The organism is Pseudomonas sp. HMSC08G10 (assembly GCF_001808425.1).
Classification (GTDB): Bacteria; Pseudomonadota; Gammaproteobacteria; order Pseudomonadales; family Pseudomonadaceae; genus Aquipseudomonas; species Aquipseudomonas guariconensis.
The window spans coordinates 106,825-131,362 of the sequence record NZ_KV793328.1 but is presented as its reverse complement, the minus strand read 5'-3'; the positions used below and the strand labels follow the sequence as shown (position 1 = coordinate 131,362).

Genomic DNA, 24,538 nt, shown 5'->3' with positions numbered 1-24,538 from the left:
CAATGGAAACCCGAGCTCATCATGTTTTGATCGGCCTGGTCACCGTCCTGGTGGTGGCCGGCGCCATGCTGTTCGGCCTATGGCTGACCAAGTCGAGCGTCGATGACACCTTCAAAGACTACGAAGTGGTGTTCAACGAAGCGGTGTCCGGCCTGTCCCGGGGCAGCCCGGTGCAGTACAACGGCATCAAGGTCGGCGACGTCAGCACCCTGCGCCTGGACCCCAAAGACCCGCGCCGGGTCCTGGCCCGCATCCGCCTGAGCGCCGACACGCCGGTCAAGGAAGACACCCAGGCCAAGCTGACGCTGGCTGGCGTCACCGGCAACTCGTTCATCCAGCTCAGCGGTGGTACGCCGAAAAGCCCTGAGCTCAAGGGCAAGGACGGCAAACTGCCGGTGATCGTCGCCTCGCCGTCGCCCATCTCGCGCCTGCTCAACGACAGCAGTGACCTGGTGACCAACATCAACCTGCTGCTGCACAACGCCAACCAGATGTTCTCCGAAGACAATATCGCGCGCCTGAGTAACACCCTGGCCAACCTGGAGCAGACCACCGGCACCTTCGCCAGCCACAAGGGCGGTATCAGCCAGGCCATCGATCAATTGGCCCAGCTCGGCAAACAGGCCAATGCCACCTTGGCCGAGACCCAGGCCTTGATGCGCAACGCCAACAGCCTGGTCGGCAGCGAAGGCAAGCAGGCCATCGACAGCGCTGAACAGGCCATGCAGTCGCTGGCCGAGAGTACCCAGACCATCAACCAGATGCTCAATGACAACCGCGAGGCCATCGACGGTGGCGCCCAGGGCCTGAATCAACTGGCGCCGGCCATCCGAGAACTGCGCGAAACCCTCAACGCGCTCAAGGGCATATCCCGGCGCCTGGAGGCCGACCCGAGCGGCTATCTGCTGGGCCGAGACAACAACAAGGAGTTCCAGCCATGAGACCGACGCTGCGCCTTCTGGCCTGGGCCGCCACCTTGAGCCTGGCCACCGCCTGTTCGATCCTGCCCAAGACCGAGCCGGTAGACATCTATCGCCTGCCCGTGAACCAACCCAGCCGAACCGTTAGCGCGCTGGACTGGTCGTTGCGTCTGAACAAGCCCCTGGCCAGTGAGGTCCTGGCCACACCCCGTATCGCAGTGATCCCTCAAGGCGATGTGATCAGCAGCTACAAGGGCGCACGTTGGAGCGATCCAGCGCCCTTGCTGATACGCAACCGCTTGCTCGATGGTTTCCAGCGCGACGGACGGGTGCAGCGCCTGAGCGCCGATGACAGCAACCTGCAGGCCGATTACGAGCTGGCCGGGGAGTTGCAGGCATTCCAGAGCGAGTACCGTGCACAGGACGCGGTGGAGGTGGTGATCCGCTATGACGCGCGCCTGGTGGACGGACGCAGCCAGCGCATCCTCGCCAGCCATCGCTTCGAAGTGCGCCAGCCGCTGGCCGACAAACAGGTGTCAGCGGTAGTGGCGGGGTTCGGCAATGCCAGCGACCAGCTGGTAGGGCAAGTGGTGAACTGGACCGTCACCCAGGCCAGCCAGGCTCAGGCGAAGAACCAGTAGCAGACCAAAATCGCCGCGATCACCCCGGACAGCTCGGCGAGCAGGGCGCACCCCACGGCGTGCCGCACCCGCTGGATGCCCACCGCGCCGAAGTACACCGCCAGCACATAGAAGGTCGTCTCGGTGCTGCCCTGCACCGTCGCCGCCACTAGGGCAGGGAAGCTGTCGACGCCGTGGGTCTGCATGGTCTCGATCAGCATGGCGCGTGCCGCGCTGCCAGAGAATGGCTTGACCAGCGCCGTGGGCAGACCATCGACGAAACGAGTGTCCAGGCCCATCCACTCCACTGTGTGACGAATGCCATCCAGCGCCAGCTCGAGGGCGCCGGACGCACGCAGCACACCGACCGCGCACAACATGGCGACCAAATAGGGCAGCAAGCCCTTGGCCACATCGAAACCTTCCTTGGCGCCCTCGACGAAGGCCTCGTAGACCTTGACCCGCCTCAGCGCACCAATGACCAGGAACAGAATGATCACTCCGAACAATGTCAGGTTGCCCAGGATCGACGACAGACTGGCCAGCGCCGTTGCCGAGAGGGTGCCGAGAAAAGCCATGAACGCCCCCAGCAACAAGGCGCCAGGCACCAGGTAGGCGAGCACCACCGGGTCCCACAGGCGCAGGCGCTGCATGACTGCCACCGAGAGCAGGCCGACCAGGGTCGAAGCACTGGTGGCCAGCAGGATCGGCAGGAACACCAAGGTCGGGTCCATGGCCCCTTGCTGGGCGCGGTACATGAAGATCGTCACCGGCAACAAGGTCAGAGACGAGGCATTGAGCACCAGGAACAGGATCTGCGCATTGCTCGCGGTGGTGCTGCTGGGGTTGAGCTCCTGCAGGGCGCGCATGGCCTTCAGGCCGATGGGTGTTGCCGCGTTGTCCAGGCCCAGGCCGTTGGCGGCGAAGTTCATGGTGATCAGGCCTAGGGCAGGGTGCCCAGGCGGCACTTCCGGCATCAGGCGAGCGAACAAGGGCCCCAAGACCTTGGCCAGCCACTCCACGATACCGGCCTGTTCGGCGATTTTCAGGAAGCCCAGCCAGAGGGTGAGGGTACCGAACAGCAGGACCATGACCTCCACCGACAGCTTGGCCATGGCGAAGATGCTCTCGACCATTGCCGCGAAGATGCCGGCATTGCCGCCCACCAGCCATTGGGCCAGGGCGCTGACCGCCGCCACCAGGAAAAAGCCGAGCCAAAGGCCGTTGAGCATCCGTATGTTCCCCCTGAAAAATGCCCGAATGATAGCGTATCGCGCCAGTGGGCTGGGGCCAGGGCAAGGGCTTTGCCCTTGTTCGCGGGTAAATCCGCTCCGGCAAAGCCATGACAGACTGCCAGGCAACAAAAAGCCCCGATCAAGTCGAGGCTTTTTGTGAGGTGCGTGTGCTTAGTGATTCTGCTGAACGGCCTTGGCAGGCTCGCTCGCAGTCGCAACCACGGCGTCATGCTTGTGGCCGGCCAGCAGCGAGCTGTAGTAGCGCTCGCCCTTGGCGGCGTCGTACATACCTTCCCAACGCGCGATGACCAGGGCGGCCAGGGCATTGCCGATCACGTTCAGGGCGGTGCGGGCCATGTCCATGATGCGGTCGACACCGGCGATGAATGCCAGACCTTCCAGCGGAATGCCCACACTGCCCAAGGTAGCCAGCAAGACCACGAAGGAAACACCCGGCACACCGGCGATGCCCTTGGAGGTGACCATCAGCGTCAGCACCAGCAGCAGTTGCTGACTCCAGGACAGGTCGATGCCGTACAGCTGGGCAATGAAGATCGCCGCGATGCTCTGGTACAGGGTCGAGCCGTCGAGGTTGAAGGAGTAACCGGTCGGCACCACGAAACTGCAGATCGATTTCGGCGCGCCATAGGCTTCCATCTTCTCGATCACGCGCGGCAGGACGGTCTCGGAGCTGGAAGTGGAGTAAGCCAGGATCAGCTCGTCTTTCATGATGCGCATGATCTTGATGACCGAGAAGCCGAACAGGCGGGCAACCAGGCCCAGCACCATGAAGGCGAAGAAGGCGATGGCGAAGTACACCAGCAGGACCAGCTTTGCCAAAGGCAGCAACGAGGCGAAGCCAAAGTTGGCGACAGTGACCGCGATCAGGGCGAACACACCGATCGGCGCGTAGTTCATGATCATGTGGGTGACCTTGAACATGGTCTCCGACACAGCCTGGAAGGTGCGCACCAGTGGGTCGCGCAGATCGCCCGGCAGGCTCGACAGGCCCAGGCCGAACATCACCGAGAAGAAGATGATCGGCAGCATCTCGCCACGAGCGACAGCAGCGAAGATATTGGACGGGATCAGGTTGAGCAGGGTTTCGATGAAGGCATGCTCATGCTGCACCTCGGCCGCAGTGGCCTGGTACTTGGAGATGTCGACGGTGCCCAGGGTGCTCATGTCGATACCGGCACCTGGGTGGAACAGGTTGGCCAGCACCAGGCCCACGACGATGGCGATGGTGGTCACCACCTCGAAGTAGATGATGGTCTTCAGGCCAATGCTGCCCAGTTTCTTCGCGTCGCCAACTCCGGCGATGCCCACGATCAGCGACGAAATCACGATCGGGACGACGATCATCTTGATCAGGCGAATGAAGATGTCACCGGCAGGCTGCAGGACATTACTGATCCACCATGCCTTTTCTGCACTGAAATGGTTCAGCAGCGCGCCGATCGCAACGCCCAGGACAAGTCCGATGAGGATCTGCCAGGCGAGGCTCAGTTTTGCCTTCTTCATGTCTTTACCCTTTCTTCTAGTGGTCATGGGTGCCAGGCGGAAAAACGCATCCCAGAGCCTTTGCCAGCGTATTGGGTAGCGTTGGACTTCCGTGCGGCGACGCCATCGAAGGTCACCGCAAGCGAGCGTCGGACGCTCCGGCCTGCGAAAAAAGGCGGCAACTATTGCGACGGGACGGGGGTCAGTCTAATGCCGTAAATGACTACCATATGCCGAATCGGCATGAGGCTTGAGGGGAAATTCGCGCATCAGAAGGGGTTGGTTTTTCGGCGTTCGGATTCCCGAACAAGACCAAAGCGCCATTTTTCGGCCGATTTATCGGCATCCATACGAGGGTTTTCTACCTTTGTTCGACAATCCGAATGGTGTCAAAGGTACTAAAGGTCCGCGACGCGCCCATCGAAAAAATTTCGATATACGGTCGAGACAAAATGTGTCTTGAGGGAAAAATACTGAAAGCAACCAGACGTCTTTCTTATATAGGCGTCTCGGAAGTCTGACCTGGCTTTGCGCCTAATCTGACACCGCCGGTCAAAACTTCCGATACCGCCCTACCTGACCCGGCCCATTGCGGAGGTACTCCCTGTACCCCTAGGCCACTCCGATCCTGCAACAATCAGAACAGCCCAGCCCCTTGGTCATGCGTCACCCCTCCTCGGAGCGGCGCACCATAGAAGCCTGAAAGATAAAAAGGTTCAGCTTCTAGGACGTTACACATGCGTGACCCTTGGTCAGTACCACTTCGGATCCCGCTTGAGCTGCTCCTGCAGCATGGCTTTCATCCCATCGTCCGGATCACCCAGCCAGCGATACTGCGCATGTCGGGTGGGTGACTTGTCCGAGGGCAGGCCTTCGGGGACTTCGACGAGCATCCCGTAGGCATGATCCTTGTCCCAACTGAACGCCACCACGAGGCGCTTGTACGTGCAGTTGGACGGCGATTCGCATAAAGGGCCCACCAAGTACTGGTCACCATCCTCGGTAACCGCCGACATCTGGTGTTGCGAGCTGCCGGATAAATTGATGACCCAATCGGGCAGGCGCTCCTCGCCCTTGATCGTGTCCTGCCACGTTTCGCGGTAATCGGGGTCCGAACCGAGCAGCTGATCGACCCGAACCTGGCCGTCATTGGCCGCCATCGCCGCTGCGCTACCGCCCAGTAACAGGGCAGTAGCCAGGGCTTTGCATAGCATCCGGCTCATGCTCAACCTCTGCCGCGTCCGAAGAAGAAAGAAGCCACGAACAGCACCAGGAAGACGATGAACAGAATCTTCGCAATGCCCGTGGCGGCGCCGGCGATACCACCGAAGCCCAGCACGGCAGCAACGATGGCGATGATCAGGAAAGTGATAGCCCAACTCAGCATGATGGTTCTCCTTTCTTTTTGAAATCGATCCGGTACGGCATTCAGAACACCCAGCGTTCTTCATGGACGACAGTGTCCAGATGGGCTGGCGAAGCCTTGGCAGCCGGCAACGGCGCGGTGGCTTTGACCAAGGTGTTGGCACGGCTCGCCTGGATCTGCGTCAACAGCGCGGTTTGCGCCGCCACCTGCTCGGCCAACCGCGCCGTCTGCCAGCTGTAGTAGAACTGGCCAGCGGCCAATGTCAGCAGTAGCGCAAGGCCCAGAAACAGGCACTGACGCCAGGGCAAATCGGCGATCTGCGGGCGGTTGACGAATGGGCGATTCATGCCGGCTCCTCCTGCTGTGTTTTTATTCGAACCTAGACAGGAAGTTGCAGCCTGCATGCCAGTCTTCGCCTTCTTATAAAATCCTTTTAAATCAGTAACTTAGATGGAACACCAAAGACCATCAAGCACGTATCCTGCACGATGGCCTATCTGGGGTCGTGCGTTTTGCACGATCAGCCCTCAACCTTGCTCGCGACTTTCAACAGGTCGGCATCCACGCCTCTCACGCCGATGATCTGCCGCGCCACCTCCACGGCAATGGTCTTCTGCTCGCTGCTGACCACCTCACCGGAAAGCCGGACCATGCCTTGTTCGCTCGCCACCTTGAGGTTCAGGCCGTCGAGGTTGCGGCTGTAGCGGTAACTGCTCTGGATCTTGTCGACGATCCAGCTGTCGCTGGGCTGCGGGCCGTCCGGTACATCCACAGGCTTTTCCCGCGCCTTGGCCATGGCGGCGCTGTCCAGGCTGACCAGGTTGTTGACCAGGTGCACTCCCTCGGTGGTCCGCGCCAACACGCCTGCCAGCTCCTTGGCCTCGGCGCTGTCGACCTTGCCACGCAGGGTGACCACGCCCTCGCGGCTTTCCACTTCGATAGCTGCCTTTTCGGTAATACGGCTCCAGAGCAGCCGGGCTCGGATCACCGCTGCCAAGGTGGCGTCCTCCAGACGCTGGGCATAGGCGCGCAGTTCAAGCGGCCGCTCGACCAGCGCCGGGTTTATCTGCAGTTGGTTGTCGACTTGCTCGATGCCGTGGGTGGCAAGCGCGACATGCTCGGCCAGCTGACGCTCGACATTGTTTTCCACCTCGCCGGTCAACCTGGCGTTCGCGCCATTGACTGTCACTTCGATGCGAAAGGGGTTGAGCACCCGGTTCAGCGACAGAGCTGACTGCAGGGCGCCTTGCAGGCGCGCGTCCTGGACGGGATCGGCGAAAACCGGCGGCACGGCGGTCAGCACGCACGTCGTCAGCACCAGGATTCTCAGGGAAAAAGACATGTCAGCTCCTCCATCGGTGACATATAAAGAGAGAACCGTCGCAACCCCCATGCCAGTCCGCTGTCTTCTTTCTGTCAGCCTGCCCTGGCAGGGCCAGGAGGCAGGAAAGGCTATTGGCTAGCATGCAAAGGGCGGATTCCTTCAGAATTGACCATGCAACTTGCCCGATTTTTCCGACACTAATTGAGATCAATCCCGAAGGAGCGCAGGAAAATGGAATCAGCCCAGGACAACCAAGGCCGCATTCTGCTGGTGGATGACGAATCCGCGATCCTGCGAACCTTCCGTTATTGCCTGGAAGATGAAGGCTACAGCGTCGCCACGGCCAGCAGCGCCGCCCAGGCTGAAGCGTTGCTGCAACGCCAGGTGTTCGACTTGTGCTTTCTCGATCTACGCCTGGGCGAAGACAACGGCCTCGATGTCCTGGCGCAGATGCGCATTCAGGCACCGTGGATGCGCGTGGTCATCGTCACTGCCCATTCAGCGGTCGACACGGCGGTGGACGCAATCCAGGCCGGTGCTGCTGATTATCTGGTCAAACCCTGCAGCCCCGACCAACTGCGCCTGGCCACCGCCAAGCAGCTGGAGGTCCGTCAGTTGTCCGCTCGCCTGGAAGCGCTCGAAGGCGAGGTACGCAAACCCAAGGACGGCCTGGATTCCCACAGCCCGGCCATGATGGCGGTGCTGGAAACTGCCCGGCAGGTGGCGAGCACCGATGCCAACATTCTGATCCTGGGTGAGTCCGGTACCGGTAAAGGTGAACTGGCCCGCGCCATCCATGGCTGGAGCAAGCGGATGCGCAAGGCCTGCGTGACCATCAATTGCCCCTCGCTCAATGCGGAATTGATGGAAAGCGAGTTGTTCGGCCACACCCGCGGCGCCTTCACCGGGGCCAGCGAGAGCACCCTCGGCCGCGTCAGCCAGGCGGACGGCGGGACGTTGTTTCTCGATGAAATCGGTGACTTCCCCCTGACCCTGCAGCCCAAGCTGCTGCGGTTCATCCAGGACAAGGAGTACGAGCGGGTTGGCGATCCTGTCACCCGCCGCGCCGATGTACGCATCCTCGCGGCGACCAACCTCAACCTCGAAGAAATGGTTCGTGAAAGTCGCTTCCGCGAGGACTTGCTGTACCGCCTCAACGTCATCACCCTGCACCTGCCCCCCCTGCGTGAACGCAGCGAAGACATCCTCATGCTCGCCGAGCGCTTCCTGGCCCGCTTCGTCAAGGAATATGCCCGGCCCGCGCGTGTGTTCAGCGACGAGGCCCGCACGGCACTGCTCAACTACCGCTGGCCGGGCAACATCCGCGAACTGCGCAACGTAGTGGAGAGGGCGAGCATCATCTGTCCGCAGGAGCGCGTGGAAGTCAGCCATCTGGGCATGGCCGAGCCTCCCACCAGCAACGCACCACGCATCGGCGCCGCCCTGAGCTTGGACGAGCTAGAGCGCGCCCACATCGGCGCGGTGCTGGCGGCCAGCGATACCCTGGACCAGGCGGCCAAGACGCTGGGGATCGACGCCTCGACTCTGTACCGCAAACGCAAGCAGTACAACCTATGAAGTGGCCCATGAAGCTGCGCACGCGGCTTTTCCTGAGCATCTCGGCCCTGGTCACGGTCGCCTTGCTCGGCCTGCTGCTTGGGCTGGTCAGCGTGATGCAGATGGCTACAGTGCAACAGCGATTGGTGGGTGACACCACCCATACGCTGGAGATCGCCCTCAAGCTACGACAGAACCTTGGAGAGCAGTTGAAGCTCATCCTCGATGCGGACACCGACCCACGTAATCTGGTGACCCTGCAGGAAGACTTCCAATCCCTGCTCAACCAAGGCCTTGCCGAAGGCGGCGAGCGCACCGCCTTCAGCAAGGCCAGCAGCAATTACCAAGCCTTTCTCCAGGCCTACCGCGAAAGCGCGGCGCCCGCGCGCAGTATGGACACCGAGCAACCTTTAGGCGCCGCCTTCAATCAGGTCCGTACCGACCTGATCGACTCCCACAAGCAGGCCCTGGAGCGCATCACACGCAGCGAAGAACAAGCGCGCGACCGCGCCCTGCTGATCAGCGGCGTGCTCGGCTTGATGGGACTGTTGGTAGTGGTGCTCGGGTTCGTCACAGCGCACAACATCGCTCGCCGTTTCGGCCAACCCATCGAGGCCCTGGCCAAGGCCGCCGATCAGGTCGGCCAAGGCAATTTCGACGTCACCTTGCCAGTCACCCAGGCTACCGAACTCAACCAGCTCACCCGGCGCTTCGGGTTGATGGCCGATGCCCTGCGCAAACACCAGGCCACCAACATCGATGAACTGCTGGCCGGCCAGCAGCGCCTGCAGGCCGTGCTCGACAGCATCGACGATGGTCTGCTGATCATCGACCGCCAAGGCCGCCTTGAACATTTGAACCCTGTGGCGCAACGCCAGTTGGGTTGGGACACCAGTCGAGTTGGAACGGGCCTGGCCGAAGCATTACAGCGCCCGGAGCTCGAGCCACAACTGCATCAGGTCCTGCGCGGCGGTAGCCTGGACCGACCGCCGGACGACCTGAGCATCGAGGTGGACGACGAAACCCGTCTGCTGACCTACAGCCTGACGCCGGTCAGCCACCCACAAGGGCCGATCCTTGGGGCCGTAATGGTGCTGCACGACGTCACCGAGCAGCGAGCGTTCGAGCGGGTGCGCAGTGAATTCGTCCTGCGGGCTTCCCACGAGCTGCGTACGCCGGTGACCGGCATGCACATGGCGTTTGGCCTGTTGCGAGAACGGGTGACGTTTCCACCCCAGGCGCGGGAGAACGACCTGTTGGACACTATCGGCGAGGAGATGCAGCGCCTGACCCAACTGATCAACGACCTGCTCAACTTTTCCCGCTACCAGAGCGGCCTGCAAAAGCTGGAGCTTTCGCCCTGCAGCATCGAAGAGCTACTCAAGCGTGCCCATTCCCGCTTTGCCGAGCAGGCCGCGCAGAAGAACATCGAGGTGTTCATCGACGTCGAGCCCCCTCTACCACGCATCCCGGCAGACGCCGCGCAGCTGGACCGGGTGCTGGACAATCTGTTGCACAACGCGCTCCGTCATACCGCCAACGACGGGCGCATCCGGTTGCATGCGCGGCGGCATGCCGAACGAGTGATCATCGGAGTGGAGGACAACGGCGAAGGCATCGCCTATGGCCAGCAAGCGCGGATCTTCGAACCCTTCGTCCAGGTCGGCCGCAAGAAAGGCGGGGCCGGTTTGGGCCTGGCGTTGTGCAAGGAGATCGTCCAGCTGCATGGCGGGCGGATGGGTGTGTATTCCCGTCCAGGGCAGGGGACACAGTTCTACATGACTTTGCCCGTGTAGAACCTCCACTGCGGGCTGTGTGCTTCGCGAGTAACCTGCGCCCAGAGGATCCAGGCCGCTCTCGACAGCACCATTGAACTTGTAAGAGTGGGTTCACTCACAAAGTTCGCCGCCGGCTATTTGCCTTTGCGCCGCTGACGAGTGACCAGTTCGGTGAACTGCCGGGCACTGAGCGGATGGGCAAACAGCCAGCCTTGCCCATAATTGACACCTTCGCTATTGAGTAACTCCGCCTGGTCCTCGCATTCGATCCCTTCGGCAATCACCCGCAGGTGCAGGGAGTGGGCCATGCGAATGATGTGCGGCGCCACGCCGCTGCTCGCGGCGTCATGCCCCAGCGCATCGATGAAGGCCTTGTCGATTTTCAGGCAGTCGACCGGGAGCGTCTGTAGGTAAGCCAGGCTGCAATAGCCTGTGCCAAAGTCGTCGATCAGGACCTGATGCCCCACCGCGCGCAAGGCCTGTAAATTGTCACGCGCCACCACCACATCGATCAGGCCCCGCTCGGTCACCTCGAAGGCGATCTGGCTGGCCGCCACCCGGTGATGCGCCAGCAATCGGGCCGCCACCCTCCCGATGCGGGGCACCATCACGTCACAGGCCGCCAGGTTCACTGAGATGTACAGCGAAGGATTGGCCCGCAACAATTGGCCCAACTGCTCCAGTACCCGTTGCAACACGAAGTCCGTGATCTGGCGGATCTGCCCAGTGTTTTCAGCCAACGGGATGAACAGATCGGGACTGGTCAACGAGCCATCCGGTCTTAGCCAGCGCACCAAGGCCTCAGCACCGACGCAACGGCGACTGTCGAGCTCGAAAATCGGCTGATAAAGCACCTGCAGCTCGCCCCGACGCAAGGCGTTCTGCAGCTCCGAACTCATCGAGCGCCGTTGCAGAATCAACTGCAGCACCAGCCAGCCGACGCAACAGGCCAATACCAGGCTGCCCGGAAACAGCAGCCAGAGCATCCCGTTCATCTTCAGAGGCAGGCCCGCCCGAGGCGCGATCAACACCAACTGGTAGTCGGGCGAGTTGGTCGGCATGTGATAGAGCAACCAGTCGTTCTTCTCCAGCAACGACTGGTTCGGTGGCGGCGGCCAATCCACTGTCGGCGGAGGCCAGCGCTGGGGCGGGCCGAGCACGGGGATCGCCCGGGTACCATGGTCGAGCACGACCAGCACGCTGCCACCCGGCGGCAAGTCGACCACATCGGAAAGATGACCCCGCGAGGTGGATACCAGGAACTTGCCGCGCCCCAGCATCAAGGCGGCCAGGTTCTCGTTCGGCTCGGTGCTGGTGTTGAGCCAATAGCTGTAGGTGGGCCCTTGGATGTCCGGAGCACGAAGGGGTTCGAGGGTGCTTTCAGCGCCACGGCTGGAGCAGACCACCGCGCCATCCACATAGGCGGCCTCATAGATGAATCGCGAACTCAAGCCGATCTGCTGCAAGGCCGCGACCATCGCCGCATCACAACCGCGCAGAGGTTGCGCCTGCAATTGGTCCACGCCTTCGCGCAACTGGCCGAAGATCTGTTCAAGGCGCTCCAGGAAACGCTCGCCCCGGGCGTTCATCTGGGCGCTTTCGTTTTGTTTCATCTGCTGCAGCGCGACACCAAAGCTTCCTGCGAGCAGCACGATTGCGCTGGACAATGCGGCCAGCCCAGCCAGCATCCAGGGACGGTGGAAAATTTGACGCAGTGTCGCAAGGAAGGCTGACATCACAGGCATCCAGTTGATTACCAAGAGGTATAGCAACTCTGCGAGAAGTCAGCCTGCCCGTTTGGCGTATGACACCATCAGAAAGGTTTCGTTACCGTTATTCAGCGCGAGCGATTCAGGACTTGCAGCATCGCGGCGGTCTGTGCATCCGGCATGCCGTCGAAGCGCTGAGGACGGAAGCGCATCTGGAAGGCCGCGATCACATGGCGAGTGGCAACATCCAGCTCGCCGGTCTGCTCGATCGCATAACCGAATCGCGCCAATTGCTGCTGATACCAGCTGATCGTCGGAGGATTGACGCTGAAATATGCCTGTTGTCGTGCAACGGCATTTGCGTCCGGCCAAACGCCAAGGCCGGCATCGGCGAGACGTTTCCACGGGAACAGCGGGCCTGGATCAAGCTTGCGCAGCGGCGCGATATCACTGTGGCCGATGATGTGCCGTGGCTCGATGTGATTGCGCTTGACGATATCCTTGAGCAACGCGATCAAGGCCTGGATCTGAGCCTCGCTGTAGGGGTGCCAGACGCGCCCGTTGGGTGTGTCGGTGTAGCCTGGGTTGACGATCTCGATGCCGATGGAGCTGGAGTTGAGCCAAGTACGCCCTTGCCATTGGCTGTCGCCGGCATGCCAGGCCCGGCGGTTTTCATCAACCAGTTGATAAACGGTGGCTGGCCCATCGCCGACCAGGTAATGGCTGCTGACCTCGCCATGGGTCAGCAAGGCCAAGGAGCGCTCCAGGGATGCGTTGGTGTAATGCAGGACGATGAACTGGATACGGCTGTCGTGGTTGACGGAAGGATGGTTACGGTCGATCCGCAGGCCGGTGGAGCAGCCAGCCACCATCAACAACATCAGCCCGGCAAAAAGCGTTTTCATGGGAGAGGGCACGTCAGTAAAGTAATCGGCAACAGCGCTACAGTATAACGTGCACTTCTCACTACAGCTTGAGAAACGCAATCACCGCGTGCACATCAAAAGAAACTCCAGGTCGTTGTCGCCACTGGGTCCTTTCTTGTCGACCAGCTGAGTCATCACGTCGACCTTTTCTGCCGAAGGCTTGCCCGTTACCTTGGCTTGTCCATGCAGCTGGCGATCGTAACTGCTGGCATCGATGGCAGAGACTGTGCAAAAGCCCGGGTCCTGCCGCACAACCTGCTTGTTCAACTTCAGCTTGTACAAGCTGAAGTAGTTGGGCTGGGGCTGATGGGTGATGTCGGAGATCCATTTCGGGGACTGCCGCAACAGCGTGCCATCCGCCGCCACATGAGCGGTAAACACATGTTCTTTGGCCATTGCGGTCGTCTGCACGGCCAGCACCATGGCAAACACGGCCAATCCGTTGAGTGCTTTCATCTGCTATTTCCTGTTCGATCAAGGGGCCGAAACCTGTCCATCAGGTTTCCGGTCGACCATTGTCAGCACCAGGGTCGCAGTGAATGCGGTAAATAATTATGCCTGCTCCACGCGATTGCGGCCCTGATCCTTGGCTCGGTACAGCGCGTCGTCCGCGCGCTTGAGAACCTGGTCGCCTCGCTCGCCAGAGCGGAAAGCGCTCAGGCCGATAGAGGTGGTGATCACCACCCGCTCGCCCTTGAAGTGGAACGGGCAGGCCTCGACGGCCGCTCGCAAGGTCTCGGCCAGCTTGAGGCCGACAGCAGGCGAGGTCTGCGGCAGCAGCACGACAAACTCCTCGCCGCCAAACCGGGCGATGAAATCCTGCCCTCGCAGACGCTTGCGCAACTGGTCAGCGACGATCTTGAGGACCTTGTCGCCAGCCAGGTGACCATAGTTGTCGTTGATACGCTTGAAGTGGTCCAGGTCGAGAATAGCCATCAGCAGATGCCCGCCGTGGGCCTGCCAGTGCTGGACCTCCCGCTCGACGCGCTCCGACCAGGCCGCACGATTGGGCAGCCCCGTGAGGGGGTCGAGCAGGGCTTTCTGGCGCTGTTCCTCCAGGTGTTCGCGATAACCGAGGGCTTCCTGCTCCATATTCGCCACTCGATCGGCCAGGCCCTTCAAGCGGTCCGCCAGCGCCTGCTCACGACGATCGCGCTCATGCTGGTGCTCATCCATGGTGTTCAGCAAGCCTTCGAGGCGGTTCTCCAGGATGAGCTTGAGGCTGTCCACGTCCGCGGCGCCCTGCACACTGCTTTGCAGGCCATCGACCTGCTCACGCAACTGGTTGTCCAGTTCACGCGCGGCGCAGCTGTTGTCGGCATGCCCGGCACTGGCCTCTTGCAGGTGGCTCTGGAAGGTTTCCAGGCGCCCGTTGAGCTGTTGCAGGTAGGCTTCGAATTCATGCTGGCCGCTATCGGTGATGGCCAGCATCAGCACGGCCAAGTCATCGAGCACCGGAATCAGCTCGTACCAGTTCAACCCACGCGATACCCGATCGCGCATGGCCAACGCCTGTGCCTTGTGGCGCTCCGGTAGGCTCAGGTCGTCGAGCAGGCCGATCAGCGTCTGCTCGATATGCGCCGCGACGGTACTGTAGGGGGGTTCCACAGCGTCAGGGAGGGCATACGGGCCTTCAGCTTCCAATATGCTTTGCACATGAGCAAGCTCTTGCTCGGCGACAACGGCAGACGCGTCGGCAGGCTCGATTTCAATGGGTGACGACGAAACTGCCTCAGGGCTTTCAGGCAGCGGCAGGGGCTCCAGCGCTCCTTCGCGCGGGCGAGGCTCGTCGGTACCGCTAAGCTCAGCTACCTCGACGTCCGTTTCAGGGGGCAGCGCATCGTCATCGCGCTCAGCAGCCTGCCCAGGGTCTATCTGCGGTTGCGCCAAGGGATGCAGTTCATCCACATCGGCCAGCGCCGCAGGTTCGGCCAGCGTTTTTTCGAGGACCTCGGCAGGCCTGGCCTCAGCAAGCTGGGTGGCCGGCTCCAGGTCCGCCTCGCGGCCGCCGAACAGCCGCTGGAGGAATCCTGGTCGCGGCTCTTCATCGGGCCTTTGCAGCACGCTCAGGGCGCGACCCTGCAGGCCGCTCAGCTCGCCCAGCAGCGGCGGCAGCTCTCGGGACTGGCTAACCCCACCATCGAGTTTCTTTGAAAGTTTCTTCAGGGGCCGGGCGATATCACCGGGCAAGGGCAAGCGCTGCAGTTGCTCGACCAGCGAGGTCAGGGCTTCGCTGACCTGCGTCATGCGGGTCTCGCGGCGCTGCTCGGAGTCCAGAACGGCTTTTTCCAAGCGTGGCAACAGGCCCGCAAGCCCCGCGTCCATGTTGTCGCTGCGAATGACCTCGCGCATTTCCTTCATGCACTGGTCGACTGTCTTGTCGCTGCCCTCGGCCGCCAAGGTGCTGCGCACCAGGCCGCGACGCAGCAGATCGAGACGAGCTTCCCAACGGCGCTCCAGCTTCTCTTGCTGTTCGATGCTTTTGAGGTACTTCTCTTTCCAGCGCTCGCCTTCGTCTGTCATGCCTGGATCCGCAAACCGGTGATAGCAATCAGCCCAAAGCCGGCAGCGTATCCACAGTCAGTGCATCAGGCAAACGAATCTCGACGGCAACCGGAAGGTGGTCGGAAATTGGCTGGGCCAGCACCTCGACCCGTTCCAGGGTCAGGCTCGGGCTGAGCAGGATGTGATCCAGGCAGCGCTGGGGGCGCCAGCTGGGAAAGGTGGCCTCGACCTGAGGCGCGATGAGGCCCAGATCGCGAAGGGGCGAATGCTCGAGCAGGTCATTGGCATGGGTGTTCATGTCGCCCATGAGCACCTGATGGCGGTAGCCGCCGATCAACTCGCGGACATACGCCAATTGCCGGGCCCGTGTCTTGGCGCCGAGCGCCAGGTGCATCATCACCACGATCAGGGCGTCTTCGCCTTCGCCAAAACGCACCAGGATCGCACCTCGACCGGCTGGGCCAGGCAGGGGGTGATCTTCAAGATGCTGTGGCTTGAGGCGGCTGAGCACGCCGTTGCTGTGCTGGGCGAAACGCCCGAGGTTGCGGTTGAGCTGCTGGTACCAGTACGGAAATGCCCCGAGCTGGGCCAGATGTTCGACCTGATTGATGTAACCCGAGCGCAGGCTGCCGCCATCGGCTTCCTGCAAGGCCACCAGATCGAAGTCACCGAGCAGTTCGCCGATCCGCTGCAGGTTGCCGGCCCGCCCATTGTGCGGCAACAGGTGCTGCCAGCTGCGGGTCAGGTAGTGTCGATAGCGCTCGGTGCTGATACCGACCTGGATATTGAAACTGAGCAGGCGCAGTCGCCCATCCGCCGGCAAGCCTGATGCCTGCAGGTGATGCTCGTTGACCTGCGGTTGCCGCAGGCCAACCAGGCGTGTGGAGCGAAAGCGGCTCATGGGCAACGCCGCTTATTTAGCGGCGCGCTCCTTGGCGATCAGCTGGTCGGCGACATCCAGCACGCCTTCCGGCCCGCCGGCGGTACCCAGGTCGAAGCGGTACTTGCCGTTAACGACCATGCTCGGCACGCCAGTGATTTCGTACTTCTTCGCCAGGTCCTTGGCCTGCTGCACCTGGCCCTTGATGGCGAACGAGTTGAAGGTGGCGAGGAACTTGTCTTTATCCACGCCCTGGGTGGCGAGGAAGTCGGCCATTTCTTCAGGCTTGGTCAGGCGCATGCGCTTGTTCTGGATAGCATCGAAGACCGCGGCATGGACGTTGTGCTCGACGCCCATGGCCTCGAGGGTCAGGAACATCTGACCGTGGGCATCCCAGGGGCCGCCGAACATGGCGGGCACGCGCTTGAAGTTGACGTCGGCCGGCAGTTTCTCAGCCCATGGATTGATGGTCGGTTCGAAGTGGTAGCAGTGCGGGCAACCGTACCAGAACAATTCGACGACTTCGATCTTGCCCGGGACGGAAACAGGAACGGGGTTGCTCAGCTCGAAATACTGCTGACCTTCGACAGGCTCCGCGGCCTGTACGGCGGTCACTCCGAATACGCTGGCGGCGACCAGCGCAGCGCTGAGAATCAGTTTACGCATGCTTTACTCCTGAGCAGTCATTGGTCGCCTCGACGCGACCGGTAGCTAAGACCGGTCGGGAAGGGCTCGAGTTCTGTAGTGTAACGGCTATGGACAGAAAAAAGGGCGGTCCAGGCCGCCCTTTCATCTTTGCCAGGCAGCATTAACCGAACGTTAATGCGCAGGACCTGCGAGGGCCTGTACAGGGTTCAGTGCAAGCCCTGGATGTAACTGGCCAAGGCCTCGATGTCCTTGTTGCTCAGCTTGCCTGCGATCGAACGCATGGTCATGGCATCACCGTCATTGGTGCGGTTGCCTTCGCGGAAGTCGGTGAGCTGCTTGGCCACGTACTGGGCGTGCTGCCCCCCCAAGTGCGGGAAGCCCGCCAGGGCGATGCCTGCGCCATTGGGCGAATGGCAACCGGTGCAGGCCGGCATGCCTTTCTCCAGGTCGCCACCGTTGAACAGCGCGCGGCCACGCTCGACCAGCTTGGGATCAGCCGCACCGACACTGCCCTTCTGGCTTGAGAAGTAGGCGGCGATATCGGCCAGGTCCTGATCGTTGAAATTGGTCAGCATGCCGGTCATCTCCAGCACGGTACGCTTGCCGGACTTGATATCGTGCAGCTGTTTTTCGAGATAGCGCTGGCCTTGGCCGGCAAGTTTGGGGAAGTTCGGCGCCAGGCTGTTGCCGTCAGGGTTGTGGCAGGCTCCACAGACGGCTGTCTTGGCCTGACCGGCAGCAGCATCGCCTTTGATGGGTTCCGCAGCATTGGCCGCACCTGCGACACCCATGGTCAACAGCAGACTCACGAATAGTTTGTTCATCAGCTAATCCAACACGGCTAGGGGTGAAATGTTATGTATCGGGACTGTCGCTCATCCAGAGGATGACAGACCGGTAGTCCTCGGTACTGCAGTCCATGCACAATCCACGCGGCGGCATAGCCTTGAAACCCTGGGTAACATGCGCCACCAATACGTCCATACCTTGCGCAAGCCTCGGATTCCATGCTGCCCGATCACCCCGCTGGGGGGCCTGTGGCAACTGCCCGGCATGACAGGCCGCACACGTGCGGTTGTACAACGCCTCGGGATCCTGTGTAGCCTGAGCGCTTAAAAACGGCAGGAACATACCGACAGCAAGCAGCCATTTCGCCATGCGCAACGACCTTTCAGGGTTGGGGGCCGCGCTGCGTTCTAATGCGCGAGCTATTGTTCGACACCCCATGCACATCATCCTACGCCGGGATAATGCGCACACAAAAACTGGGGCATTATATACTTCCGCCATCCAAACGGAAACGACACAGCTTGCCGCGCCCGGCGCCTGAATGGCTGGCCTTGGCAACACCCATATCGGATATCCCATGCAAGTCAAAAACCCCATCCTCGGCCTCTGCCAGAAAGCCAAATTCGCCCTTAGCGCCGCCAAGGTCGAACAATGCCCTCAAGACCAGGGTTACGAGGTGGCTTTCGCCGGTCGTTCCAACGCCGGCAAATCCAGCGCCCTCAATACCCTGACCCATGCCAGCCTGGCGCGTACCTCCAAGACCCCCGGGCGCACCCAACTGTTGAATTTCTTCAGTCTGGACGATGAACGGCGTTTGGTCGACCTGCCAGGCTACGGATATGCAAAAGTCCCGATCCCACTCAAGCAGCACTGGCAGCATCACTTGGAAGCCTACCTGGGCAGCCGTGAGTGCCTGCGCGGAGTGATCCTGCTGATGGATGTGCGTCACCCGATGACCGATTTCGACAAGATGATGCTCGACTGGTCCAAGGCCAGCGCCATGCCGATGCACATCCTGCTCACCAAGGCCGACAAGCTCACCTTTGGCGCGGCCAAGAACACGCTGCTCAAGGTGCAGTCGGAAATCCGCAAGGGCTGGGGCGATGGGGTGACCATCCAGTTGTTCTCGGCCCCCAAGCGCCTGGGGCTCGAGGAAGCCTACGGCGTGTTGGCCGAGTGGATGGAGCTGGAAGACAAGCCCGCCTGAGGACAAGGCCGTGTCCGGTGGGAGCGTACGCTTGATACCCCATGGCAGGTAAAGCCGCTCCCACAGCGCCACGCGCAAGTTGATCGCCAAATTCCAGGCAAAAAAAACCCCGGACTTCGTATGGGGAGGGGGAAGTTCGGGGTTCAAGTCCGGACCGCTAGGGCGGGGTCCGGGTATCTGCCAACACTTAACACAACATAGGAGCATCGAAAGGCTTCACCAGCCATTCAGTTACTCTGAGTCCCGCTTCACCGGTTTAGTTCCAAGGCCCTGAAAACTATTTGCGATAGTTTCATGAAACCTCAGAACCGCCAGCGCTGAACCGACAGTGGATCCACGTCTCTCGACGCAGATCCTACCCTGCTTCCCCTGCTCGATTCAGTGAGCTTCGTCCCAATTCGAGCCAATGCCCACCTCCACGAGCAATGGCACATCCAGCTGCGCGGCATTGCTCATGTAGGGACGGATCTGCTCCCGTACCTGTTCGACCAAGTCCTCACGCACCTCCAGCACCAGTTCGTCGTGCACCTGCAGGATCACGCGCGCGTCCAGGCCGCTATCGGTCAGCCAGTTATCCACAGCCACCATGGCGCGTTTGATGATGTCCGCCGCGGTGCCCTGCATCGGCGCGTTGATCGCGGTGCGCTCGGCGCCCTTGCGCAGCGCCGGGTTCTTCGCGTTGATGTCCGGCAAATACAGGCGGCGACCGAACAAGGTTTCGACGAAGCCCTGCTCGGCGGCCTGGGCGCGAGTGCGCTCCATGTAGGCCAATACGCCAGGGTAGCGGGCGAAATAGCGGTCGATATAGTCCTGGGACTGCTTGCGATCGACACCGATCTGCTTGGCCAGGCCAAAAGCGCTCATGCCGTAGATCAGGCCAAAGTTGATGGCCTTGGCACTTCGGCGCTGGTCGTTGGTGACTTGCTCCAGCGGCACGCCGAAAACCTCCGCGGCGGTAGCCCGGTGCACGTCCAGATCATTGCGGAAGGCATGCAGCAGCCCTTCGTCCTTGGCCAGATGGGCCATGATGCGAAGCTCGATCTGCGAATAGTCGGCCGCCAGCAGCTTGTAGCCGGGGCTGGCGATGAATGCCTGGCGAATCCGACGCCCTTCGGCGGTGCGCACCGGAATGTTCTGCAGGTTGGGATCGCTGGACGACAGGCGCCCGGTGGCGGCCACAGCCTGCTGGTAGGAGGTGTGGATACGGCCGGTGCGCGGGTTGATCTGCTCTGGCAGCTTGTCGGTGTAGGTGCTCTTGAGCTTGCTCAGGGAGCGGTATTCCATCAGTACCGTGGGCAGCGGGTAATCCTGCTCGGCCAGTTCGGCCAACACCGCTTCGGCCGTGGAGGGCTGGCCCTTGGCAGTCTTGCTCAGCACCGGCATGCCCAGCTTGTCGTAGAGGATCACGCCCAACTGCTTGGGCGAGCCCAGGTTGAATTCCTCGCCTGCAAGCGCGAAGGCTTCACGCTCGAGCTCGGCCATCTTCACGCCCAGCTCACCGCTCTGCACCTTGAGCAGCTCGGCATCGACCAATGCCCCTTGGCGTTCGATCTTGGCCAGCACCGGCACCAGAGGCATCTCGATGTCCATCAAAACCGGCTGCACGCTCGGGGTCTTGGCCAGACGCTCCTGCAGGGCGTGGTGCAGGCGCAGGGTGATATCGGCGTCCTCGGCCGCGTAAGGGCCGGCCTTTTCCAGCGGGATCTGGTTAAAGGTCAGCTGCTTTGCGCCTTTACCGGCAATGTCCTCGAACGCGATGGTGCTGTGATCCAGGTACTTGAGCGCCAGGCTGTCCATGTCGTGGCGGGTGGCGGTCGAATCCAGCACGTAGGATTCGAGCATGGTGTCGTAGGTCACGCCGCGCATCTGGATGCCCTGCGCCGGGTCGCCGCCCAGGGCACAGTTGGCCAGGATATTGATGTCGTACTTGGCGTTCTGACCGATCTTGCCCTTGGCCGGGTCTTCCAGCAGTGGCTTGAGCGCCAACAATACGCTGTCGCGGTCCAGTTGCGTCGGAGCGCCCTCGTAGTCATGGGCCAGCGGCACATAGGCAGCCTCATAGGGCTCGACCGCGAACGACAGGCCGACCAGCTTCGCCTGCTGTGCGTCCAGGCTGGTGGTCTCGGTGTCGAAGGCGAACAACGGCGCCTGGCGCAGCTTGTCGAGCCAGACGTCGAAGCGCGCCTGATCGAGAATGGTTTCGTACTTGGGCTCGATCTTGGCCTGCGACGCAGGGGGCGGTGCGACCACGTCACCGGCCTGGGCCGCATCGCGCTGAACCTCGGCGATCCAGCTCTTGAACTCCATCTCGGTATAGAGCGCCAGCAATGCGTCACGGTCCGGCTCGCCGCACACCAGCGCCTCGACTTCGATGTCCAGCGGCACATCGACCTTGATGGTCGCCAACTCGTAGGACAGGAACGCCGCCTCGCGATGCTCCTCGAGCTTGGCCGGCAGGCCCTTGGCGCCACGAATCGGCAGCCCCGGTACCTTGTCGAGATTGGCGTACAAGTCGCTCAGGCCGCCACCGATACCCGTCAGCAAGCCGACGGCGGTCTTTTCGCCAACCCCCGGCACACCGGGGATGTTATCGACCTTGTCGCCCATCAGCGCGAGGAAGTCGATGATGTGCTCGGGACCGACACCGAATTTCTCGTGCACGCCAGCGACGTCCAGCACGCTACCGGTCATGGTGTTGACCAGCGTAATGTGCCCGTCCACCAATTGCGCCATGTCCTTGTCGCCGGTCGAGATGATCACTGGCCGATTCAAGGCCGCGCTGCTGCGCGCCAGGGTGCCGATGACATCGTCGGCTTCGACACCTTCGACACACAGCAGGGGATAGCCCAAGGCCCTGACGCTGGCATGCAGCGGCTCGATCTGCACCCGCAGATCATCAGGCATGCTCGGGCGATTGGCCTTGTATTCGGCGAACATGGCATCGCGGAACGTGCCTCCCTTGGCGTCGAAGACCACCGCGAAGAGGCTGTCCGGATACTGCTTGCGCAGGCTCTTGAGCATGTTCAGCACACCCTTGACCGCACCCGTGGGCATGCCCTTTGAGGTGGTCAGCGGCGGCAGCGCATGAAAGGCGCGGTAGAGGTAGGAGGAACCGTCCACCAGGACGAGGGGCGCTTGGCTCATGAGGAGAATCAACCTTTTCGGCAGGTCCGGCGCTAGAATAGCGGGAACAATTGACGACAAAGGGACAAGGTTATCATGCGTACACTCAATCGCCTGTTACTGCTCGGTCTGTTGGCCACCATGCCAGTCGTCACCCTGGCGGCGGAAGACGCCCCATCGGCAGATCCCGATGTAACCATTCGCACGGAAGGCGACAAAACCATCCAGGAGTACCGGCAGAACGGTTTCCTGTATGCGATCAAGGTGACGCCCAAGCACGGCAAGCCTTATTTCCTGGTACGCGCCGATGGCTCCGAAGGTAACTTCATTCGATCCGACCAGCCGGACATGCTGATTCCGTCCTGGAAGATCTTCGAGTGGTAATCTGAGGCGTATCGTTCACATCAACCAGGCACTTCCGGGTGGAAGTGCCCGCACGGGCTTCTTTTCATCATGTCAGTCTTCACCCCTGTGACCCGGCCTGAGCTGGAAACCTTTCTGGCGCCGTATGAGCTGGGCCGCTTGCTCGACTTCCAGGGCATCGCCGCCGGCACCGAGAACAGCAATTTCTTCGTCAGCCTGGAGCAGGGGGAATTCGTCCTGACGCTGATCGAGCGCGGGCCAGCCGAGGACATGCCGTTCTTCATCGAATTGCTCGATGTGCTGCACGATGCCGACATGCCAGTGCCCTACGCCCTGCGCGACCGCGACGGCAATGCCCTGCGCGAACTTTGCGGCAAGCCCGCGCTGCTGCAGCCACGGCTGTCGGGCAAGCACATCAAGGCGCCGAACAACCAGCACTGCGCCCAGGTCGGCGAGTTGCTGGCGCATATCCACCTGGCCACTCGCGAGCACATCATCGAGCGTCGCACCGACCGCGGCCTGATCTGGATGCTCGAGGCCGGGGCCGAGCTGATGCCAGGCCTGGATACCGGGCAGGGCCAGATGCTGCAGGCTGCGCTGAACGAGATCGACGCGCACAAAGCGCAGATCCTGGCCTTGCCACGGGCCAACCTGCACGCCGACCTGTTCCGCGACAACGTGATGTTCGAAGGCACGCACCTGACCGGCGTGATCGACTTCTACAACGCCTGTTCGGGGCCGATGCTGTATGACATCGCCATCACCGTGAACGACTGGTGCCTGGATGAAGCCGGCGGCATCGATGTGCCACGCGCCCAAGCGCTGCTGGCCGCCTATGCTGCACTGCGTCCGTTCACCGCTGCCGAAGCCGAGTTGTGGCCGGTCATGCTGCGCGTGGCATGCGTGCGGTTCTGGCTGTCGCGCCTGATCGCAGCCCAGGCGTTTGCCGGGATGGATGTGATGATCCACGACCCGAGTGAGTTCGAGGTGCGCCTGGCGCAGCGTCAGCAGGTGGCTTTGAGCCTGCCGTTCGCCCTCTGAACCCCGTCTGCTTCTTCGCGGGTGAACCGCTCCCACAGCGACAGCGCCAGGCTTGAAATGCGCGCTATCCCTGTGGGAGCGGGTTTACTCGCGAAAAGGCCTCCATCGATTCACAGCTGTTCCAGGCATCCCGTCAGTTCATTGCCCAGCTTCTCCAGCAACCGCTCATAGCCTTTGGCATCCACAGGATCGTTCCCTCCCAAGGCATCGAGCTCGGCCAGACGCACCGGCAGACCAGCCGTCAGTGTTTCGGCCAAGCGCGGGCGCAGTGGCGGCTCGCTGAACACACAGGTCTTGCCCACTTCCTGCAGGCGTTTGCGCATGGCAGCGACATGCTGCGCGCCCGGCTGTACTTCGGCAGCCACATTGAACACACCGGTGTGCTTGAGGCCATACGCCGCCTCGAAGTAATCGAAAGCCTCATGGAACACGAAGTACGGCTTGCCTTCGACACCTGCTACCCGGGCCTTGATGCGCAGGTCCAAGGCATCCAGACGGTCGATGAACGCCTTAAGGTTGGCCTGGTAACGAGCGGCATTCGTCGGATCGGTGGCGGCCAGGTCGCTGGCCATCTTCGCCGCGATCACCCGCGCGTTGGCCGACGACAGCCACAAGTGCGCATCCAGGCTGCCCGGGCGGTGGTCATGATCATGGTCATCGCCGTCATCCTCATGGGCATGGCTGTCCTCGCTAAAATGGCGCAGGTGCATGCCTTGGAGCGACTGCACCGCAACGCTAGGCTTGGTACGGCCGTTGATCACCCGGGGCAGGAAGCTTTCCATGTCCGGGCCGACCCAATACAAAAGGTCAGCATTGGCCACGCGTCGCACGTCGGAAGGGCGCAAGGCATAGTTATGCGGCGAAGCGCCCGGCGGCAGCAACACATCCGGGCTGCCAACGCCGTCCTGGACCGCCGCGGCGATCTGCTGCAACGGTTTGATACTGGTCAACACGCGCACCTCGGCGTGAGCCGAGAAGGCGATGAAAGCGACAAAAAGGGCAAGCAATCGGGACACGGTGAGTACTCGGCGGGCCAGAAAGAGG

Annotated in this window: 23 protein-coding genes; 7 read left to right on the top strand and 16 right to left on the bottom strand. The window is 61.7% G+C overall.

The genetic code is table 11. The features are described 5' to 3' along the window. The first annotated feature begins 2 nt into the window (after nucleotides 1-2). Nucleotides 3-941, top strand: a complete 939-nt coding sequence (locus tag HMPREF3173_RS19555; RefSeq protein ID WP_070575790.1) for an MlaD family protein — start codon at nucleotides 3-5, stop codon at nucleotides 939-941. Then, nucleotides 938-1,561, top strand: a complete 624-nt coding sequence (locus HMPREF3173_RS19550) for an ABC-type transport auxiliary lipoprotein family protein (protein WP_070575787.1) — start codon at nucleotides 938-940, stop codon at nucleotides 1,559-1,561. The genes HMPREF3173_RS19555 and HMPREF3173_RS19550 overlap by 4 nt, the downstream gene beginning before the upstream one ends. Here the strand turns inward: HMPREF3173_RS19550 and HMPREF3173_RS19545 are convergent. The 6 genes from HMPREF3173_RS19545 to HMPREF3173_RS19520 form a co-directional block, all read right to left on the bottom strand. Next, complete coding sequence (locus tag HMPREF3173_RS19545; RefSeq protein ID WP_070575784.1) at nucleotides 1,543-2,772, bottom strand: nucleoside recognition domain-containing protein; 1,230 nt, start codon at nucleotides 2,770-2,772, stop codon at nucleotides 1,543-1,545. The genes HMPREF3173_RS19550 and HMPREF3173_RS19545 overlap by 19 nt on opposite strands. Nucleotides 2,773-2,946: 174 nt before the next feature. Next, nucleotides 2,947-4,299, bottom strand: a complete 1,353-nt coding sequence (gene gltP / locus HMPREF3173_RS19540) for a glutamate/aspartate:proton symporter GltP (protein ID WP_043207745.1) — start codon at nucleotides 4,297-4,299, stop codon at nucleotides 2,947-2,949. Nucleotides 4,300-5,030: 731 nt separating this feature from the next. Further along, the gene (locus HMPREF3173_RS19535; RefSeq protein WP_070575780.1) at nucleotides 5,031-5,501 is read right to left on the bottom strand and encodes an inhibitor of vertebrate lysozyme family protein; all 471 of its coding nucleotides are present in this window, start codon (nucleotides 5,499-5,501) and stop codon (nucleotides 5,031-5,033) included. A 2-nt stretch (nucleotides 5,502-5,503) separates the two neighbouring features. Next, nucleotides 5,504-5,665 carry a DUF1328 domain-containing protein gene (locus HMPREF3173_RS19530; RefSeq protein WP_003252966.1) on the bottom strand — a complete coding sequence of 54 codons (162 nt, stop codon included), beginning with the start codon at nucleotides 5,663-5,665 and terminating at the stop codon, nucleotides 5,504-5,506. A 41-nt stretch (nucleotides 5,666-5,706) separates the two neighbouring features. Further along, nucleotides 5,707-5,991, bottom strand: coding sequence for a hypothetical protein (locus tag HMPREF3173_RS19525; RefSeq protein WP_070575777.1), 285 nt, complete (start codon nucleotides 5,989-5,991; stop codon nucleotides 5,707-5,709). A 173-nt stretch (nucleotides 5,992-6,164) separates the two neighbouring features. Beyond that, nucleotides 6,165-6,986, bottom strand: coding sequence for a BON domain-containing protein (locus HMPREF3173_RS19520; protein WP_070575774.1), 822 nt, complete (start codon nucleotides 6,984-6,986; stop codon nucleotides 6,165-6,167). A gap of 213 nt (nucleotides 6,987-7,199) precedes the next feature. Between HMPREF3173_RS19520 and algB the strand changes: the two genes are divergently transcribed. Both algB and HMPREF3173_RS19510 read left to right on the top strand, forming a co-directional pair. Further along, nucleotides 7,200-8,546, top strand: coding sequence for a sigma-54-dependent response regulator transcription factor AlgB (gene algB, locus HMPREF3173_RS19515; protein WP_043207739.1), 1,347 nt, complete (start codon nucleotides 7,200-7,202; stop codon nucleotides 8,544-8,546). Further along, nucleotides 8,543-10,321: a KinB sensor domain-containing domain gene (locus HMPREF3173_RS19510; protein WP_070575771.1), complete on the top strand. Its 1,779-nt coding sequence runs from the start codon at nucleotides 8,543-8,545 to the stop codon at nucleotides 10,319-10,321. Before algB ends, HMPREF3173_RS19510 begins: the two co-directional genes overlap by 4 nt. A 116-nt stretch (nucleotides 10,322-10,437) precedes the next feature. Here the strand turns inward: HMPREF3173_RS19510 and HMPREF3173_RS19505 are convergent, their stop codons facing one another. From HMPREF3173_RS19505 to HMPREF3173_RS19470, 8 genes are all read right to left on the bottom strand, one after another. Then, complete coding sequence (locus HMPREF3173_RS19505) at nucleotides 10,438-12,039, bottom strand: EAL domain-containing protein (RefSeq protein ID WP_070575768.1); 1,602 nt, start codon at nucleotides 12,037-12,039, stop codon at nucleotides 10,438-10,440. A 101-nt stretch (nucleotides 12,040-12,140) separates the two neighbouring features. Beyond that, nucleotides 12,141-12,917, bottom strand: a complete 777-nt coding sequence (locus HMPREF3173_RS19500) for an N-acetylmuramoyl-L-alanine amidase (protein ID WP_043207733.1) — start codon at nucleotides 12,915-12,917, stop codon at nucleotides 12,141-12,143. Between the two features lie 81 nt (nucleotides 12,918-12,998). Then, a complete protein-coding gene (locus HMPREF3173_RS19495) occupies nucleotides 12,999-13,394 on the bottom strand; it encodes a hypothetical protein (protein ID WP_052352394.1) in 396 nt (131 codons plus the stop codon). Nucleotides 13,395-13,490: 96 nt separating this feature from the next. Then, nucleotides 13,491-15,461: a GGDEF domain-containing protein gene (locus HMPREF3173_RS19490; RefSeq protein ID WP_070575764.1), complete on the bottom strand. Its 1,971-nt coding sequence runs from the start codon at nucleotides 15,459-15,461 to the stop codon at nucleotides 13,491-13,493. 28 nt (nucleotides 15,462-15,489) lie between these two features. Next, on the bottom strand, nucleotides 15,490-16,344 hold the full coding sequence (locus HMPREF3173_RS19485; protein WP_043207730.1) for an endonuclease/exonuclease/phosphatase family protein: 855 nt from the start codon (nucleotides 16,342-16,344) through the stop codon (nucleotides 15,490-15,492). Nucleotides 16,345-16,356: 12 nt separating this feature from the next. After that, nucleotides 16,357-16,989, bottom strand: a complete 633-nt coding sequence (dsbA, locus tag HMPREF3173_RS19480) for a thiol:disulfide interchange protein DsbA (RefSeq protein ID WP_043207728.1) — start codon at nucleotides 16,987-16,989, stop codon at nucleotides 16,357-16,359. A gap of 188 nt (nucleotides 16,990-17,177) precedes the next feature. Beyond that, complete coding sequence (locus HMPREF3173_RS19475; RefSeq protein ID WP_043207726.1) at nucleotides 17,178-17,795, bottom strand: c-type cytochrome; 618 nt, start codon at nucleotides 17,793-17,795, stop codon at nucleotides 17,178-17,180. Between the two features lie 31 nt (nucleotides 17,796-17,826). Next, nucleotides 17,827-18,129, bottom strand: a complete 303-nt coding sequence (locus HMPREF3173_RS19470) for a c-type cytochrome (RefSeq protein WP_043207724.1) — start codon at nucleotides 18,127-18,129, stop codon at nucleotides 17,827-17,829. A 208-nt stretch (nucleotides 18,130-18,337) separates the two neighbouring features. Here HMPREF3173_RS19470 and yihA point away from each other — a divergent pair, with 208 nt between their 5' ends. After that, complete coding sequence (gene yihA, locus HMPREF3173_RS19465) at nucleotides 18,338-18,967, top strand: ribosome biogenesis GTP-binding protein YihA/YsxC (protein ID WP_070575832.1); 630 nt, start codon at nucleotides 18,338-18,340, stop codon at nucleotides 18,965-18,967. A 378-nt stretch (nucleotides 18,968-19,345) separates the two neighbouring features. Here yihA and polA read toward each other — a convergent pair whose 3' ends face one another. Further along, on the bottom strand, nucleotides 19,346-22,111 hold the full coding sequence (polA, locus tag HMPREF3173_RS19460) for a DNA polymerase I (protein WP_070575761.1): 2,766 nt from the start codon (nucleotides 22,109-22,111) through the stop codon (nucleotides 19,346-19,348). Nucleotides 22,112-22,186: 75 nt separating this feature from the next. On the opposite strand from polA, the gene HMPREF3173_RS19455 reads away from it, so the two are divergent. Then, a complete protein-coding gene (locus tag HMPREF3173_RS19455) occupies nucleotides 22,187-22,474 on the top strand; it encodes a DUF2782 domain-containing protein (RefSeq protein WP_043207720.1) in 288 nt (95 codons plus the stop codon). 69 nt (nucleotides 22,475-22,543) lie between these two features. After that, nucleotides 22,544-23,494, top strand: a complete 951-nt coding sequence (locus HMPREF3173_RS19450; protein WP_070575758.1) for a homoserine kinase — start codon at nucleotides 22,544-22,546, stop codon at nucleotides 23,492-23,494. A gap of 110 nt (nucleotides 23,495-23,604) precedes the next feature. Here the strand turns inward: HMPREF3173_RS19450 and HMPREF3173_RS19445 are convergent, their stop codons facing one another. Next, nucleotides 23,605-24,510 carry a zinc ABC transporter substrate-binding protein ZnuA gene (locus tag HMPREF3173_RS19445; RefSeq protein WP_070575755.1) on the bottom strand — a complete coding sequence of 302 codons (906 nt, stop codon included), beginning with the start codon at nucleotides 24,508-24,510 and terminating at the stop codon, nucleotides 23,605-23,607. Nucleotides 24,511-24,538: the final 28 nt, after the last annotated feature.